At 44.8% G+C, this 16,601-nt stretch carries 15 protein-coding genes; all 15 read right to left on the minus strand.

What is annotated here, in order from left to right; translation table 11 throughout:
- Positions 1-12: 12 nt before the first annotated feature.
- A complete protein-coding gene (argB, locus tag KCTCHS21_RS27360) occupies positions 13-804 on the minus strand; it encodes an acetylglutamate kinase (RefSeq protein WP_130615348.1) in 792 nt (263 codons plus the stop codon).
- 15 nt (positions 805-819) lie between these two features.
- The gene (gene argJ / locus KCTCHS21_RS27365) at positions 820-2,049 is read right to left on the minus strand and encodes a bifunctional glutamate N-acetyltransferase/amino-acid acetyltransferase ArgJ (RefSeq protein ID WP_130615350.1); all 1,230 of its coding nucleotides are present in this window, start codon (positions 2,047-2,049) and stop codon (positions 820-822) included.
- Between the two features lie 30 nt (positions 2,050-2,079).
- Positions 2,080-3,132, minus strand: a complete 1,053-nt coding sequence (argC, locus tag KCTCHS21_RS27370) for an N-acetyl-gamma-glutamyl-phosphate reductase (protein ID WP_130615352.1) — start codon at positions 3,130-3,132, stop codon at positions 2,080-2,082.
- A gap of 228 nt (positions 3,133-3,360) precedes the next feature.
- Positions 3,361-4,284 carry a YitT family protein gene (locus KCTCHS21_RS27375; protein ID WP_232057979.1) on the minus strand — a complete coding sequence of 308 codons (924 nt, stop codon included), beginning with the start codon at positions 4,282-4,284 and terminating at the stop codon, positions 3,361-3,363.
- Positions 4,285-4,477: 193 nt separating this feature from the next.
- A protein-coding gene (gene prfB / locus KCTCHS21_RS27380) for a peptide chain release factor 2 (RefSeq protein WP_232057980.1) occupies positions 4,478-5,600 on the minus strand; the annotation gives its coding sequence in 2 pieces (ribosomal slippage) (positions 4,478-5,521 and positions 5,523-5,600; 1,122 coding nt in all).
- Between the two features lie 69 nt (positions 5,601-5,669).
- A complete protein-coding gene (gene secA / locus KCTCHS21_RS27385) occupies positions 5,670-8,183 on the minus strand; it encodes a preprotein translocase subunit SecA (RefSeq protein ID WP_130615354.1) in 2,514 nt (837 codons plus the stop codon).
- A gap of 238 nt (positions 8,184-8,421) precedes the next feature.
- Complete coding sequence (gene hpf / locus KCTCHS21_RS27390; RefSeq protein ID WP_130615356.1) at positions 8,422-8,985, minus strand: ribosome hibernation-promoting factor, HPF/YfiA family; 564 nt, start codon at positions 8,983-8,985, stop codon at positions 8,422-8,424.
- Between the two features lie 221 nt (positions 8,986-9,206).
- Positions 9,207-9,404, minus strand: a complete 198-nt coding sequence (locus tag KCTCHS21_RS27395; protein WP_130615358.1) for a cold-shock protein — start codon at positions 9,402-9,404, stop codon at positions 9,207-9,209.
- Positions 9,405-9,548: 144 nt separating this feature from the next.
- Positions 9,549-10,778 (minus strand): flagellin lysine-N-methylase, encoded by a 1,230-nt coding sequence (gene fliB / locus KCTCHS21_RS27400; protein ID WP_179952646.1) that lies wholly within the window; start codon positions 10,776-10,778, stop codon positions 9,549-9,551.
- Entirely contained in the window at positions 10,775-11,533 is a 759-nt protein-coding gene (locus tag KCTCHS21_RS27405) for a TylF/MycF/NovP-related O-methyltransferase (protein WP_130615362.1), read from the minus strand. Before KCTCHS21_RS27405 ends, fliB begins: the two co-directional genes overlap by 4 nt.
- A gap of 22 nt (positions 11,534-11,555) precedes the next feature.
- A complete protein-coding gene (locus KCTCHS21_RS27410) occupies positions 11,556-12,476 on the minus strand; it encodes a transketolase family protein (protein ID WP_130615364.1) in 921 nt (306 codons plus the stop codon).
- A complete protein-coding gene (locus KCTCHS21_RS27415; RefSeq protein WP_130615367.1) occupies positions 12,473-13,264 on the minus strand; it encodes a transketolase in 792 nt (263 codons plus the stop codon). Before KCTCHS21_RS27415 ends, KCTCHS21_RS27410 begins: the two co-directional genes overlap by 4 nt.
- Before the next feature lie 9 nt (positions 13,265-13,273).
- The gene (locus KCTCHS21_RS27420; protein WP_130615369.1) at positions 13,274-14,218 is read right to left on the minus strand and encodes an NAD-dependent epimerase/dehydratase family protein; all 945 of its coding nucleotides are present in this window, start codon (positions 14,216-14,218) and stop codon (positions 13,274-13,276) included.
- Positions 14,215-15,435 (minus strand): class I SAM-dependent methyltransferase, encoded by a 1,221-nt coding sequence (locus KCTCHS21_RS27425; RefSeq protein ID WP_130615371.1) that lies wholly within the window; start codon positions 15,433-15,435, stop codon positions 14,215-14,217. The genes KCTCHS21_RS27420 and KCTCHS21_RS27425 overlap by 4 nt, the downstream gene beginning before the upstream one ends.
- A complete protein-coding gene (gene rfbG, locus KCTCHS21_RS27430; RefSeq protein WP_232057981.1) occupies positions 15,432-16,562 on the minus strand; it encodes a CDP-glucose 4,6-dehydratase in 1,131 nt (376 codons plus the stop codon). The genes KCTCHS21_RS27425 and rfbG overlap by 4 nt, the downstream gene beginning before the upstream one ends.
- Positions 16,563-16,601 lie beyond the last annotated feature (39 nt).

A 16,601-nucleotide genomic window follows, 5' to 3' on the forward strand; every position in this document is an offset into this window, starting at 1 on the left:
GTTAAAAAAATTCTATTCTCTTACGATCCGGGTACCGATATTGCCTTCCGTTACAGCACGGCTTAGCACACGGGGAATCGAACCATCCACAATGAGCACTTCCTTAACATTGCCATGCAGGCAGCTCATCGCCGCTCGCACTTTAGGAATCATGCCGCCATATATTTCTTCACTTTGAATCATTTCTTCTATATCTGCAAAAGTAACCTGCTTAAGTACGACCTTCTCCCCGTTCACTGTTCGCATAATGCCGGGAACGTCTGTAACGACGATCATCGTATCTACACCAAGCTGGGAGGCAACTGCACCCGCGGCTGTATCCGCATTAATGTTGTAGCGCTGCCCTGCTTCATCGATACCGATTGGCGCTATAACGGGAAGATACCCCAATTCAATAATGCCTTTAATCAATGAAGCGTTCACTCCAGTAACCTCACCAACGAGCCCCACGTCATGAGCATTAGCGACTGGCTTCACCATAATGAGACTACCGTCAGTACCCGAAAGTCCAATCGACTTAGCCCCATTCTTTTGTAGCTTCCGCACGATCTCTTTGTTGATACGGCCTGCCAATACCATCTCCACGACGTCCAGCGTCGCTTCGTCCGTGACACGGAGCCCACCGACGAAACGGCTCTCGATTCCAAGCTTACCGAGTGTTTCGTTAATGGCAGGTCCTCCGCCATGAACAATTACAGGCTGGATTCCGTTCTCCTGCATCTCACGTAATTCCTCGAAAAAGGCATCGGGCAAAGCGGCTAACGTGCTTCCGCCGCATTTCATTACAAAATGTTGCTTGCTCATCAGTATCCGCTCTCCTTAAGTCCGATAGGCGGCGTTGATGCGCACGTAATCGTACGTTAGATCGCAGCCCCATGCCGTCGCTTGCCCGTTACCCATGTTCAGGTTGACGTTAATACCGACGGTATCGCCTTTTAAGTATTCCAATGCTATCTCCTCATCGAAGGGAATTGGCCGCGATTGCTCCAGCACCACAATGTCCCCGAGACGAATGTCTACTGTTCCTACGTTAACCGGCTGTCCTGCTCGGCCAATTGCTGCGATAATCCGTCCCCAGTTGGCATCAGCACCGAACACAGCCGATTTAACTAAGCTAGAGCCGATAATCGTCTTCGCGATCGCTTGCGCCGCATCGTCGCTATTTGCGCCGATTACTGTCGTCTCGATCAGCTTAGTTGCTCCTTCACCATCGCGCGCTATTGCTTTAGCAAGCTCCTCGCACACATGTCGCAAGCCGTCTACGAACGCTTCGAAGTCAGGATGGCTACGAGTAAGCTCATCATTTTCCGCTAATCCGCTTGCCATAGCCACTAACATATCGTTCGTACTCGTATCACCGTCTACCGTAATCATGTTAAAGCTAACATTCGTCACCTCACGCAATACCTCTTGCAGAAGAGGTGCCCCAATGAGGGCATCCGTTGTAACGAAGCCGAGCATTGTTGCCATATTCGGATGGATCATTCCCGAGCCTTTAGCTGCCCCAGCGATCGTAATCTGCCGTCCATTCGCAGTCAGCGAAACGCAGCTTACTTTCTTAACTAGATCTGTCGTCAGAATCGCTTGACAGAAATCGTCAGATCCTTGAATGTCAGCTCTCAGCTTAGCTGGAAGCTTCTCAATACCCGAGTTCACGCGATCCATCTTAAGTAATTCACCTATGACTCCCGTAGAAGCAACGGCCACCTGATTTTTACTTACACCCAGTGCTTCAGCCGCATTCGCTTGCATGGCTTGCGCATCCGCATCACCTTGAGCACCCGTACATGCATTCGCATTGCCACTATTAACAATTACAGCGCGAAGAATGCCATCTACACCCAATGCTTCTCGTGTCACCTGAAGAGGCGCTGCCTGAAACAAATTAGTTGTGTATACAGCAGCCGCAGTAGCCGGAACATCGCACACAATAACTCCAAGATCATGACGATCTGTTTTTTTCAAGCCGCAATGCAGGCCTCCAGCCTTAAAGCCTTTAGGCGTTGTAATGCCTCCGCCTTCTACGATCTCATAACGCTTATTTCCCATGATAGTCGGTCCGTTCCTCTCATCCGTGTATTAAGGGTACACCGGCGTGAACTGGAGTCCGAGAGATTCGTCCCAATTCATCATCAGATTCAAATTCTGAATCGCTTGACCAGCCGCGCCTTTAACTAAATTATCGATAACCGAAATGAATGTAATACGACCGGTTCTCTCATCGACAGAGAAGCCAATGTCGCAATAGTTCGTGCCGAACACTTCCTTCGTCGCCGGCCAACGCCCTTCAGGACGAATACGAACGAATTTGCGGCCTTCGTAAAACTGTCGATACAGCTCCACGAATTCAGCACTGGTACGCTTTTCAGTCAAGGTAGCGTACATCGTTGTCATAATCCCTCGAGTCATCGGTACCAGGTGTGTCGTGAACGTCGTAATAACCGGACGCCCCGCCGCCTCAGAGAGAACCTGCTCGATTTCGGGAGTATGCTGATGCTTATTTATTTTGTAAGCCTTGAAATTCTCATTGATTTCGGAATAGTGCGCAGTAAGGTTTAACCCTCTACCCGCCCCGGATACGCCAGACTTCGCATCGATGATGATGCTGTCAGCATTAATCCATCCCGCCTTCACTGCAGGGTATAAGCCCAGTAATGCAGAAGTCGTAAAGCAGCCTGGATTCGAAATAAAATCAGTTGTCGCCACTTCTCGTCCATACACTTCAGCCAAGCCATAAACTGCACGTTCCACAAGAGCTTGATCGGCAGGCTCATGTTTGTACCATTCCCGATAAACGTCACCTGACTTCAATCTGAAGTCACCGGATAAATCAATTACTTTAAGCCCTGCTTCCAAGAATTCGGGAGCCAGCTTCATACTAATGCCGTGAGGTGTAGCAAGAAAAACGACATCTGCTTTAGAACGAATGTTATCAACATCTATACCGTCCAGCAGGTCGGTACGGATTTCTGTTAAATGAGGAAAACCTTCAGCAATCGGGGTTCCTGCGTTAGAGGAGGAAATTACCGATGTGACGGTCACATTAGGATGTGATTGCAATAAACGAATGAGTTCGACGCCGCCATAACCGGTTGAACCGACGATAGCCGCGCGGATTTGATTTGATTTCATAAGAACTCCCCCAGACCTATAAAAGAAGTACAATCAATAATGAATAATCAAAAAATGAATGAAAGCTTCAATTCTTCTTTGGTCAAACCATCCTTATTGTACATAATAACGTGTCCGAATGAAAGCCAATAAATTGGCCTAGGAATGACTGCTTCTATGCAAGTCATAAGCTTAACCCGAAATAAGAATATGTATTATTATACATCGTATGTATTAATTATTCAATCCCTACATGACATCATGACGATGATCGTAAAAACCTTCCCCTAATACTTCAGCAGCATTAGTAATAATGACGAAAGCATCTGGATCAGCGTCGCGGACAAGCAGTTTAAGCCGCACAACTTCATTCTGGCCCACAACGGCCAGTAACACTGGACGGTCATCCCCAGTGTAGCCTCCAACACCCTGAAGCTTGGTTAATCCCCTATCCAGCTCGTGCAGAATCGCATTCGCCACCTTATCCGGATGCTTGGATATAATAAAGGCCGCTTTAGAGGTCTGAAAGCCTGTCTGAATAATATCTATCGTTTTGCTTGTTGCGAATAAGCCGATTAGCGCATACAGCGCATTTTCCAGCGAGATGAATATTCCTGCCGCAAAAATAACGAGTCCATCAAGCATCGCTATTGCAAGACCTAATCTTATTCCCATGACTCTATGCATAATTTGTGCGGCTAAATCAAGGCCTCCCGTTGAACCCCTTCCTCGGAACACGAGTCCAAGACCCAGACCAACTCCAAGCCCCCCATAAAGAGAGGCTAGAAGAGGATCATGGGTCGGAGGTGTCCAATGGGCAGTTAGAAGAACGAACAGCGGCATAACAACAGAGCCTATAGCTGTTTTGATCCCAAACCGTTTGCCGAGCACCAGAAAACCAGCAATAAATAGCGGGATGTTAAGTGCCCACTGCGTGTAAGCAGGCGGAATTCGAGTAAAAGTGTTCAGAATAACGGAGATCCCTGAGACACCACCCGAGGCTATACGATTTGGCAGTAAGAACAGGTTAAAGCTCGCTGCTATTACAAATGCTCCGACCAGCATTGCCGAGTAGCTGAACAAAGCCCTCACCCAAGGCGCATACTGGGGAATGACACGTTTGTTAATCGTTGTCGTTGGCATCATCGGTGGTTTCTTGCCGCTGGCCGTCATGAGCATTCCTCTTCCCTATTCATTCTGAATAGCAAGCATAAACAATTTTCGCTGTCTCAGAGTTAGCGAATGATTGTTTATGTCGGAGGCTATTCAGAAGTGGATAAGCGTGCAACTTAGACATTCTGAATAGCCAAGAAAAACTTCTCACACTAAATCAGTGCAAGAAGTTTAAGGTTATACTGTATGCATTTTATTGCCCTTCAGGCTGCTTGATCTGGTTACGGAGGTATCCATCGATAAAGGAATCAAGATCGCCGTCCATAACAGCGCCGACGTTCCCTGTTTCCACCGATGTCCGGTGATCCTTGATCATGCTATACGGATGGAAAACATAGGAGCGAATTTGGCTGCCCCATGCGATATCCATGTGCTCACCGCGAACCTCGGCCAATTCCTTCTGCTGCTCTTGGATCTTCAGCTCATAGAGCTTGGACATAAGCATCTTCATCGCCTTTTCTCGGTTCTGAATCTGGGAGCGCTGAGTCTGACAGGCTACAACTACGCCCGTTGGAATATGAGTGAGTCGGATAGCAGAATCCGTCTTGTTGATGTGCTGGCCTCCGGCCCCACTGGCACGATAGGTATCAACCCGTAAATCCTCAGGACGGATTTCAATCTGGATCGTATCATCGATCTCGGGGACTACATCACAGGAAACGAAGGACGTATGACGTCTTCCAGAAGCATCGAAAGGTGAAATACGCACGAGCCTATGAACGCCTTTCTCTGCTTTCAGGTAACCATAAGCATTATGGCCCTTAACGAGAATAGTTACACTCTTGATTCCCGCTTCCTCTCCCGGAAGATAGTCCAGCAATTCCACTTTGAAACCGCGCTTCTCTGCCCATCGCGTATACATCCGGTACAGCATTTGAGCCCAATCCTGTGATTCGGTACCACCAGCCCCAGGGTGAAGCTCGAGAATCGCATCGAGTTTGTCATACGGCTGATTCAGCAGCAGCTGGAGCTCGAAGGAATCGACCTTGGCGGTGAGTACTTTAACACTATCCGTCCACTCTACCGCCATCGATTCATCTAATTCTTCTTCAAGAATCTCAAGCATATCTACGAGATCCTGACACTCGGTCTCCAAGCCTTCGAATTGCTCCACTACCGTCTTGATCGAGTTCATCTCAGAAATGACAACCTGGGCCTTCTCATTGTCATCCCAGAAGTTCGGATCGCTCATTTTTACTTCATAGTTCTCGATTTGTTCCTTCTTCAGATCTAAGTCAAAGAGACCCCCTGAGTTGCTGAAGTCGCTTCGCATTTCCACGAAGATCTTGCTTAATGGACACATCAAGCTCAAACATGTTGAAATCACCTCGTAAAGTCTTAAGTAGGGAGCTCGACTGATACAACGTCGGCTCCCTTACTTTTCTCTATCCTATGCGCCCGTGGCACAATTTGTATTTCTTTCCGCTACCACAAGGGCAAGGATCGTTACGGCCAACCTCGTTACCACTGCGGGTTTTAGGCTTCTTCGGACCTTCCTCCGCTTTCGAGTCAACCGCTTGGCCCTCAGCAACCGCTTCGCGCTTCGGAGCAGTCTGCACTTGTGCTCTCATAATATACATCGTGATTTCTTCTTCGATCCGTTCAATCATGGAGAGGAACATATTATGTCCTTCAAATTGATATTCCCGAAGAGGATCATTACCACCGTAGGCACGTAAGTGAATCCCTTGACGCAGATGATCCATGGAATCGATATGATCCATCCATTTGCTATCTACTGCACGGAGCACAACTACCTTCTCGAACTCGCGCATCGTTTCGGCACCAATGGATTCTTCACGCTCATCGTACAATTTTTCAACCTTCGCTATGAGGAATTCAATAATCTCCTCTTTTTCCTTGCCCCACAAATCATCCTTGCTCAGGCTATCATCCGGCAGGAATTGAGTGTGAGCGTAGGTGATAAGGCTATCTAAATCCCAGTCTTCCGGCACGTCATTGTCTGAGCAATGGCTTTCGACTGCACGGGTGACTACTGATTTAGTCATTCCAGTAATAATCTCACGGATATTGTCCGAGCTTAGAATCGCGCGGCGGTCTCCGTAAATTTTTTCCCGCTGTAGATTAATAACATCATCGTACTGAAGAACGATACGACGAGTGTCAAAGTTACTTCCCTCAACACGTTTTTGAGCTGACTCAATAGCACGTGAGATCAGTTTGCTCTCAATTGGAGAATCCTCGTCAAAGCCAAGGCGCTCCATCATGCCCATGATGTTATCCGCACCGAACCGGCGCATGAGCTCATCCTGCATAGAGAGATAGAATTGCGAAGATCCCGGATCCCCTTGGCGACCTGCACGACCTCTTAGCTGGTTATCAATCCGACGCGATTCGTGGCGTTCGGTACCCATAATATGAAGCCCGCCGATCTCAATGACACCAGCACCAAGTAGAATGTCCGTCCCACGGCCTGCCATGTTAGTCGCAATCGTAACGGTACCATGCTGTCCAGCGCTCGAGATAATCTCAGCTTCCTCGGCATGGTATTTGGCGTTAAGCACTTGGTGCTTGATGCCCTTCTTCTTAAGCATTTCCGATATACGCTCGGAGTTCTCAATAGATACCGTACCCACAAGCACAGGTTGTCCCGTTGCATGACGTGAAACGATTTCTTCGACCACGGCACGGTACTTACCATTTTCCGACTTGTAGACGACATCCGGAATATCTACACGAATCATCTGACGGTTCGTCGGCACTTGAATGACATCAAGACCATAAATCCGTTTGAACTCTTCTTCTTCCGTCTTAGCTGTACCCGTCATCCCAGCTAGCTTACGATACATCCGGAAATAGTTCTGGAACGTAATTGTAGCTAGTGTCATGCTTTCGTTCTGAACGGTAAGCTGTTCCTTCGCCTCAATCGCTTGGTGGAGACCCTCGCTATAGCGACGACCAGCCATCAGACGACCTGTAAATTCATCAACGATAACGACTTCGTCTTCTTGTACGACGTAGTCGACATCCCGTTTCATAATATATCGTGCGCGAAGCGCTTGATTGATATGGTGGTTCAACGTCACGTTGTCGTGAGCGAACAAGTTCTCGATGTTAAAGGCTTTCTCGACCTTAGTAACCCCAGATTCTGTTAAAGCGATGCTACGCAATTTAATATCGACTGTAAAATCTTCAACATCAGTAAGTCGAACAATCATACGATCAGCTGCATAATAAAGCTCTGTCGATTTCTGTGCTTGCCCGGAAATAATCAAAGGAGTCCGCGCTTCATCAACGAGAATGGAATCAACTTCATCTATAATGGCATAGTGCAAAGGGCGCTGAACCATCTGTTCCTTATAAAGGACCATATTATCGCGCAGGTAATCGAAACCAAACTCATTATTCGTTCCATAAGTAATATCACAGGCATATGCTTCCTGCTTCTCCTCATGGGTAAGACCATGCAGATTACAACCTACAGTCATACCAAGGAAGGAATAAATTTGTCCCATAAGTGCGCTATCCCGTTGAGCTAAGTAATCATTAACGGTAATAACGTGAACACCTTCGCCTTTCAAAGCGTTCAAGTAAACAGCAAGGGTACCGACTAAGGTTTTCCCTTCGCCAGTTCTCATCTCTGCGATCTTTCCATGGTGTAGAACCATACCACCGATTAATTGTACGTCGAAATGACGCATGGCCAGCACACGCTTGGACGCTTCCCTCACAACAGCGAACGCCTCTGGAAGAATATCATCCAAGGACTCGCCTTTGGTGATGCGATCGCGGAATTCATCCGTCTTGATGCGAAGCTGCTCATCGCTTAAATGGGCGACAGTAGACTCGAGACCATTAATTTGTTCAACAGTCTTAAGGAGTCGTTTCACCTCACGTTCATTGGCATCTCCGAATATTTTTTTGACAAGTCCCAGCATTAGGATGTACCCCTCTCTCTCACGGGTCTAACAACATCTTCTCATTTTAGCAGTTTGGCGAAAATGGGGCAAGGAACGAGTCTTGGAAAATGTCTGGAAAAGCAATAATCGTAAGCATAAATTTGCTTTTACAGTCCTTTGAGAGACGAAATTGGGTTAATAATGGGGATTAACTGTGTATTCCCTTCGAAAACGTCAAAAAAAGCCTCGGCGCTTTTGGCCGAGGCTTACTTATATTTTATTCAGCAGATTCAATTAAACCATATTTCCCATCATTCCGACGATAGACGACACTTACTTCCTTTGAACTCGCGTCTGCGAAGACATAGAAACTGTGTCCTACTAAGTTCATTTGAAGAATAGCTTCCTCCACGTCCATAGGCTTTAAGTTAAACCGTTTCGTACGTACAAGCTCCAAATCGTCCTCTTCATCTCTAGCAAGTGTGGTCACACCTTGCCCATTCCCAGCGTCTTCCTTAAACAATGCTCTAGCTGAACCAGGTTCACGGAAATTGCGATTAATTTTAGTTTTGTGTTTGCGGATCTGGCGTTCCAGTTTGTCCACTACAAAGTCAATCGATGCGTACATATCCTCTCTTTTCTCCTCTGCACGCAATAGCGCTCCTGGGAGAGGTATCGTCACCTCAATGGCCTGCTGGCCTTTAGTAACACTCAAGGTAACTGTTACATCTGATTGGGGAGGGGCTTCAAAATACCGCTCAAGACGACTCAGCTTCTTCTCCACATACTCCCGAAGAGCATCCGTCACTTCCATACGCTGACCACGAATGTTGTATTTCATGGGCATTCCTCCTTTGCATGGCTCTATCATACCACACCCTAGGCAGCCGTTTCAAAACATTCCGATAATAAATTTGAATTTTTAGATAACTTGGCTAATATAGTACAAATTTGAAGATTTCCAATAAAAAAACCTCGGATTTCTCCGAGGCAGTGTGGCAAATACTCCATACATGCAATCCACATCTTGTATGATTGTTCGACGCAATAGCGCCGGGATAATTACACTCTAGTTACGTTAGATGCTTGAGGTCCTCTTGCGCCTTGAACGATGTCAAACTCAACAGTTTGGCCTTCTTCAAGAGCTTTGTAGCCATCCATTTGAATTGCGGAGAAGTGAACGAACACGTCGCCACCTTGCTCTGTTTCAATGAATCCATAACCTTTTTCCGCGTTGAACCATTTAACTTTACCTTGCATGTGTTAAACATTCCCTTCATATTCAAATGACGTTAGACTTAGGAAATAATGCCCAGCCCACATTTCGAATATAACATCAGGTAAAGATTGGTGTCAATGATTTTTTGTAAGCGGATACACTGAGTTCACATAAGTTTATCTGACTCATCTTTTAATCAGCGGAGCAAGGGCACTTACATTATTAAGCCCCTTATCTTTCAATAGCTTTAGCATTTGTTGTATAAAATTTTTGTTACGATCGTTATTTCTAATATAGCTATAGATTAGCTTCACACATAATTCTTCAGTGAGCTTCCCATGATAGGCCCCTAGACCAGCTAATTGGATATTAATTATGCTGTACTGAAAAACAAGAAGGAAGTACTCTTCCATCAACTTATGCTTTCCTGATAGGGGGAATAGCTTACTATAAACATTATGAACAGCAAGGTTCTCAAAAATGTAATCATAGGTTGACATGAAGGGTACGACAATCTCATCTGAAGCCGTCTTCAAACGTTCCATAACCTTATCAGGTGTTGCATTAGCAGTGAAGCCTACTCCCTCCATGACCTGATTCAAACATTCAAGATAAGCTTTAAGAGCAATACCACTAGTAGATTTCTCTTTTACAAACTCGTTAAACAAATCTAGCTTAACTATCCAGTTTCCTTGAATTCCTTTTAGCTGATCCTCTATTTGCTCGTGTTTTCCAAACTCAATCTTACACGACTCAATAAGAATCGGGATTTTGTGGAACTCATTCTGTTCAACGATAAAGTTTAAGTTCTCAAAAAATAACCCTAACATGATTAATCGGTTCTCAAATGAAAATGCTCTATTTTGTAACGTTTGAATGATAAAAAATCTAAGGGGCCAAAAGTATGCCTCGAATTGATTCTCATGGGCAGCTGACGGTTTTATAGACTGGAATGTCATGCGATTCTCTACAGCTTCCTTCTCATAAAACTGTATGCCCTGCTCGTTAAATAAAGCTTTCCGAACAGCTTCGGGGCATGCGAGATCTGTAGATAACTCCTGCACTCCATCAACTTCATTAAATATCCTTGGAAATGTACTACAAACTGCTGGAAGATAATCTTCCCCTATCTTGGCGTGAATACTACAAAGGTCTGTTTCTGTTAACATAGGGCAGCTTCCACTATCCGACAACTTTATTGATGCATATATATTCTCATTACCACCAGATTCAATAATGTCCATACTGCTTATGATTTTTTCAGAGAATGATTTATCGGGGAGTGATTTATACAGCTGATAAATATCCTTTTCCACATAAATACTCCACGTTTTACAGCAGCTATCCTCACAATCGGGTCCAATACAAGAGAAACTTTTAATATATTCTGGAATTAGTGCAAATGAATTTTTCATAATTCGATATATGAGATCCAAGGGTCTGTCGGGAATCTTTTTATCTTATAACGTTGTAGGTCCAAGGTTTCCAACAAAGCCAATGTTTCGCCTGGATAGCTTGGACAGTTCACCTCATCGAAACAAACAATTGAACCTTTGCCCATTCGTGGCAGGAAAACTTCCAAGGCCTTTTTCGTAGGCTCGTATAAATCAAAGTCTAAATAAAGCAAGGACACTAGTAGATGTTTGTTATCCTCTACGTACTTCTCTGCCGTGGTCATAAAATCACCTTGTACTAGCTCAATATTGGGAATATGAGATAGATGCCGCTCATTATTATACTTCTCGATAGATTGCTTCAAGCTATCCAATGTATCTCCATGTAAATCCCCAACACTTGGAGTACTATCAGCACTATTATCTAAAGAAGAAGTGCTGGGAAATCCCTCAAAAGTATCAAAGCCGATTATTTTTCTCGTATAATTGGTCGGCTCATAAATATTTGAAAGCTGTGCCCAGGTAAATAAACCTGAACCGTTAAATACCCCGCACTCAACGATAGAGCCGTTAATATCCAAAATATTTTTGAAAATTTCAGACTTGCACAAAAAACGGGCCAAGCTCCTTTTGGATGAAAACCGAGAAAAAGCTTCCAGCTTATCAAACAATCGAACAGTTGAAGATTCGAATGCGGATTCTGCAAGCTTATATCCAGTCCTGTCCTTATCATTATGGTTACTGGCGTTTGTTCCGATAGGTATGAAATTTTCCAACTATATAACCTCCGACCAAATTTTATTTATCTATTGAAGTTTCTATGAACTGTTCAAATGACTCAAAAGTCAAACCTAACTTATCACGAAGATAATGTTGGTCCCCCACAAAGTGGCAATACTCATCAGGTAGAGCGAATCTCTTAAACTTCACCGCTTGACCGCTTTCTGCAATCACTTCTGCCACTGCCGTTCCTAATCCACCCGAAATGCTATGTTCCTCCAACGTCGAAACAGGTTTACCTTTTAATAGGATTCTTACAATCTTTTCTCTGTCCAGCGGCTTTACTGTTGGTACGCTAATCAATCCCACTGAAACACCTTGGTTTGCCATTCTCTTTACCCAGCTATCCGCAAGTTCTAAAGTATTACTTGTCGATATAAGGTAAGCATCGTTACCTTGAGTCACTTCAATGGCTTGACCGATTCGAAAGGTCGTACCCTCATCATGGATAACCGGCTCACCATTCTTCCCAAGTCTGATATACATGGGTCCTTCGTAATCAAGACTTTGAGTTACAATCTCTTTTACTTCTATAGGATCTCCCGGACAACATACCGTCATATTAGGAAGTGCACGCATGATAGCTATATCTTCTAAGGAATGATGAGTTGCTCCTTGCGGACCATAAGAAAGACCAGCACCTACTCCAACCAACCTTACATTCGTGTTCATATAAGCAACATCCACCCTGATTTGTTCAAAGCAACGCATTGTAACAAATGGAATGATGCTGTACACATAAACAACCTTGCCCGACATAGCCAACCCCGCTGCTACTCCAACGGCATTCTGCTCGGCAATCCCAACATTAAGAAACCGATTCGGGAACTCTTCTCTGAATTTCTCCAACACCGAAAATCCTAAGTCTGGCGTAATGACAAATACTCTATCATCCATCCTCGCCAACTCTAATAGAGTATTGATGAACGTTGTTCTCATAATAAGCCATCCAATTCCGCAATAGCCTGCTTATATTGTTCCTCATTAGGTGATTTGTAATGCCACTCTAACCTGTTTTCCATATAAGAAACTCCCTTACCTTTAACGGTATGGGCGATAACAACCTTAGGCCTGTCTGATTTGATTCTAAAAACTCGTTCAAGCTCAACCGTATCGTGACCATTGACTTCAAAAGCATTCCAACCAAAGGCGGTCCACCTAGCAGCCATATTTTCTTGATTAATGACTTCATTTGTTTCTCCGAACCCTTGAAGACGATTATAATCAATGATCGCAGTAATATTAGACAATCTTAAAGTAGCTGATAGCATGACAGCCTCCCACACAGAGCCCTCATTACATTCACCATCTCCCAGTAGCACATATACCTGTCCTGGATTTCCCGATGAACCGTTGGCGATAGACATGCCCACTCCGACAGAAAGCCCGTGACCCAAAGATCCGGTGGAAAGTTCTATCCCCGGAGCAGCAAACTTGTCTAAATGTCCTGGGAGTAATCCGCCATTCACATAATACCGATCAAGAAAATCCTTCGGAAAGAACCCTCTCTCGGCTAACGTCGCATAAAGCGCTGCACTCCCATGGCCCTTGCTTAGTATAAACTTATCCCTTTCGGGGCATTCGGGATTAAAAGGGTCTACGTTTAATACTTTAAAATAAAGGGTGTAGAGGATGTCTGCTATAGAAAGTGAAGTTCCTACGTGGGAGGATTTAGAATAATGCGTCATGTAGACGATCGATTTCTTGATATTAGTTTGCTGCATCATCGATCCCCCCTAACTTTGAGCTAGTCTACTATTGCGAATATATTCAACGGTTTGGTTCAACCCGTTCTTAAGATCAATCTTAGGTTTCCAACCCGTTTGTTCCCTAAGCTTGTCGACATTCGCTTCCAAGTGCATAACTTGATCAGGTCTATAGGGAATGTCTCCAAAACATAAGGGAATGTCCGGATCAATAATATCCCTGACCGTCTCAACGATAGCTCGGATGGTCTGGCTACTTCCTGATCCTAAATTATATGTATTGGAGTCCACTGGGGCTGATTCTGCAAGGGCAATAAGGGCTTCTGCAGCATCTTGAACATGCAGGTAGTCCCATAACTGTTCCCCTAGCGTAAGCTTAGGAGTAACTCCGTCAAGCAATTGCCCAATAACGTCTATTAGCATCCAACCGCCGCTGTCCCCAGGGCCGTAAGTACTGAATATCCGAACCCATTGACACGGAATACCCAGTTCCCTGCCCAAAATCGCCGACATATTCCCTCCCGCCACCTTGGTTGCACCATACAAAGTGGTAGGTTTATTGGGGGCCTCTTCTTGGATAATCTCATTTAATGGGCCGTACTCGGCTTGCGAGCCTGTTCCAATCCATTGGCTACAGCCCAATTCCTTAGCCAGCTTGATCGTTTCCAGAAGTGAGTTCAAGTTGTTAATCTGGATTTGATCATTGCGATATTTATTACCGACACCTTCCCAAGCCAAATGATAAAAGACGTCAAACCCACCTTGTACCCTCTTTAGCTCGGTACTCCATTGAATAACGTTGTTAAGATCACCCTCGACAATAATTAATCCTGAATGATTAAGCAACCGGGTACGCTGAGAAGAATTTGACCGAACGACGGCGTATACAGTTACTCCCCTGCTCAATAACTCCTCACAAAGCTTTGAACCGATGAATCCTGTTCCACCTGTCACAACCACTCTTGAAGAACTCATAGTACCTCCAGCATGGATATTACTTCTTTCGGTGCGTTATTGAAAGCAGAGACAGCTTCTTTAATTTCTTGCAGATACCCAAAGCTGAATACAAGGAGAATATCTACTGGGTTTTCTTCCAAATATTTTGGCGGCTTTACTATTACATTTGATTTGGGCGTAAGGAACCCATGGAAACTTGTGTTGTTGTCGCATACATAAGACAGCTTATGAGCGGATTGCATCGCCGCCATCGTCATAACGCCCCGACCACCAGCACCATAACCAGCTACTTTTTTCCCCTCGCTGATTTGTTTTTCTATGAAATCGTCAAGCCTCCTAATTCCTGCTACCATATCCTCATTAAAAGTATCAAATGAAATCAATTTGCTGCTCTTAATAGGCTCTTTAAACCGCTCAACGTTTTTCGATTCACTTGGCGTGGCGACAATTAATAGTGAATTACCCCGACGTTCCGATTCAGGAAGCAATTCGGTAGATAACAATTCAAAACCGTTTCGCTTTAACGCTTCCCCCATCGTATCCGAGGTTAAGTATACGAAGTGTTCATGCTCGAATAAGCAATACTCCCGACGTTCTACTATCTTCTCGAGATCGTGTACCTCAATGACCAACAAACCGGTTTCCGGATTGACCATCTGTTTAGCTGCTTCAAGGAAGTAGGTGGGTTCTGGGATATGATCGAAAGTGTATGTCAGTAGCAACACATCTGCATTTCTGTATTTGGTCGGAACATCCCTGATTGAATCTTTAGAAAACAAGCCTTGAAACACAGGCACTCCGATCTCTTCACTTCTTCTGCATAATTCGCTAGATGGTTCAAACCCAAATACATCTGCACCTAACTTTTGAAAATAAGTCAATTGCTTTCCGTCACCCGAACCTACTTCAAGAACGGTACAGTTTGAGGATAATTCGTACTTCTGAAATAGGCTTTCAGCCAGCCTCTCCATAAATCGATTTGCAAATCCCGAAGAAGCAACTGTGTAGGCATAATCCTTGTAGTACTCATTCAAGTCTATAACCTTCACCGTTTGGGACACACCGCATGATTCGCAAACGTACACATCAATATCAGCGAGAAAAAGATTATGATCTTGTATCTCGGTCCGTAAATCATCTGTTAGCGGCATTTGCGCCAAATGTACCCATCTATTTAGAGATGTGCTACCACAGACTCGGCAATCTTGCCTTTCCGTAATCCTGACTGCCGTCACTGCATTGCCCCCTTATCCATTCTTTGCTGATATTCTTCAATCTGGCCGAATGATAATTTTACTAAATCTTCCGAGTTGGCGTAGGCATTGGACCAGTCACATATTTTATCTATCGCCTCTTCTAGAGTCCATTGAGGAATCCATCCCAATCTTCGCTTTGATTTCGAGCAATCCAGTTTTAAGTAATTTGCTTCATGCAATTTTTCACTATCAGCAACAATTTCGAACGCCGCGCCATTGCCCCATTTTTCACAAAGCTTAGAAACAATCCATTGAACCGACTTTGCATCTGTTTCTTCGGGACCGAAGTTCCAGCCTTCTCCATACGTCGTGCCTGATAAATACAAGCGCTGAGCCAAAATAAGATACCCGCTCAAAGGCTCTAATACATGCTGCCAAGGTCTGATTGCGTTTGGGTTTCGGATAGAAACCGGACGTTGCTCTTGAAATGCCTTTAAAGCATCCGGAATCAATCGATCCTGCGCCCAATCACCGCCTCCAATTACATTGCCTGCTCGTGCGGAAGCAACAGCCACACCATGTTCGGTATATCCAGATGGATTAAAGAATGAACTCCTAAAGGCAGACGTGATAAGCTCTGAACATGCTTTGCTGCTGGAATAGGGATCATAGCCGCCCAATGCGTCATTTTCTCGATATGGCCAGTCCCATTCCTTATTCTCGTAGCATTTGTCAGTAGTAACATTCACGATAGCTTTAACGCTCCCACAAGCCCTCGCAGCTTCAAAAAGATGAACCGTGCCCATTACATTCGTTGAGTATGTCTCAATTGGATTACGGTACGATTCTCTTAAAAGAGGTTGTGCCGCCATATGAATAACAACTTCTGCCCGGGCATCTATCATTGCTTCGATTAACCGCTTGGGGTCTCTTATATCAGCATAGACGGAATGGACGTAATTATTTACGGAACAAACGTGAAACATGGAGGGGGATGTTGGAGCTTCAAGCGAAAACCCTGTTACCTCTGCGCCTAATTGATGTAGCCATAGAGACAACCACGACCCTTTGAAACCGGTATGTCCGGTAAGGAAAACTCTTCTTCCCTTCCAGAATTGACGATCGATTACTCCCATATCTCCCATGGTGCTTTCCCACTCTTCCATTTAGTCTTCCAGATACTTTTTAACGTACAATATCTACTT

Source organism: Cohnella abietis (assembly GCF_004295585.1).
Classification (GTDB): Bacteria; Bacillota; Bacilli; order Paenibacillales; family Paenibacillaceae; genus Cohnella; species Cohnella abietis.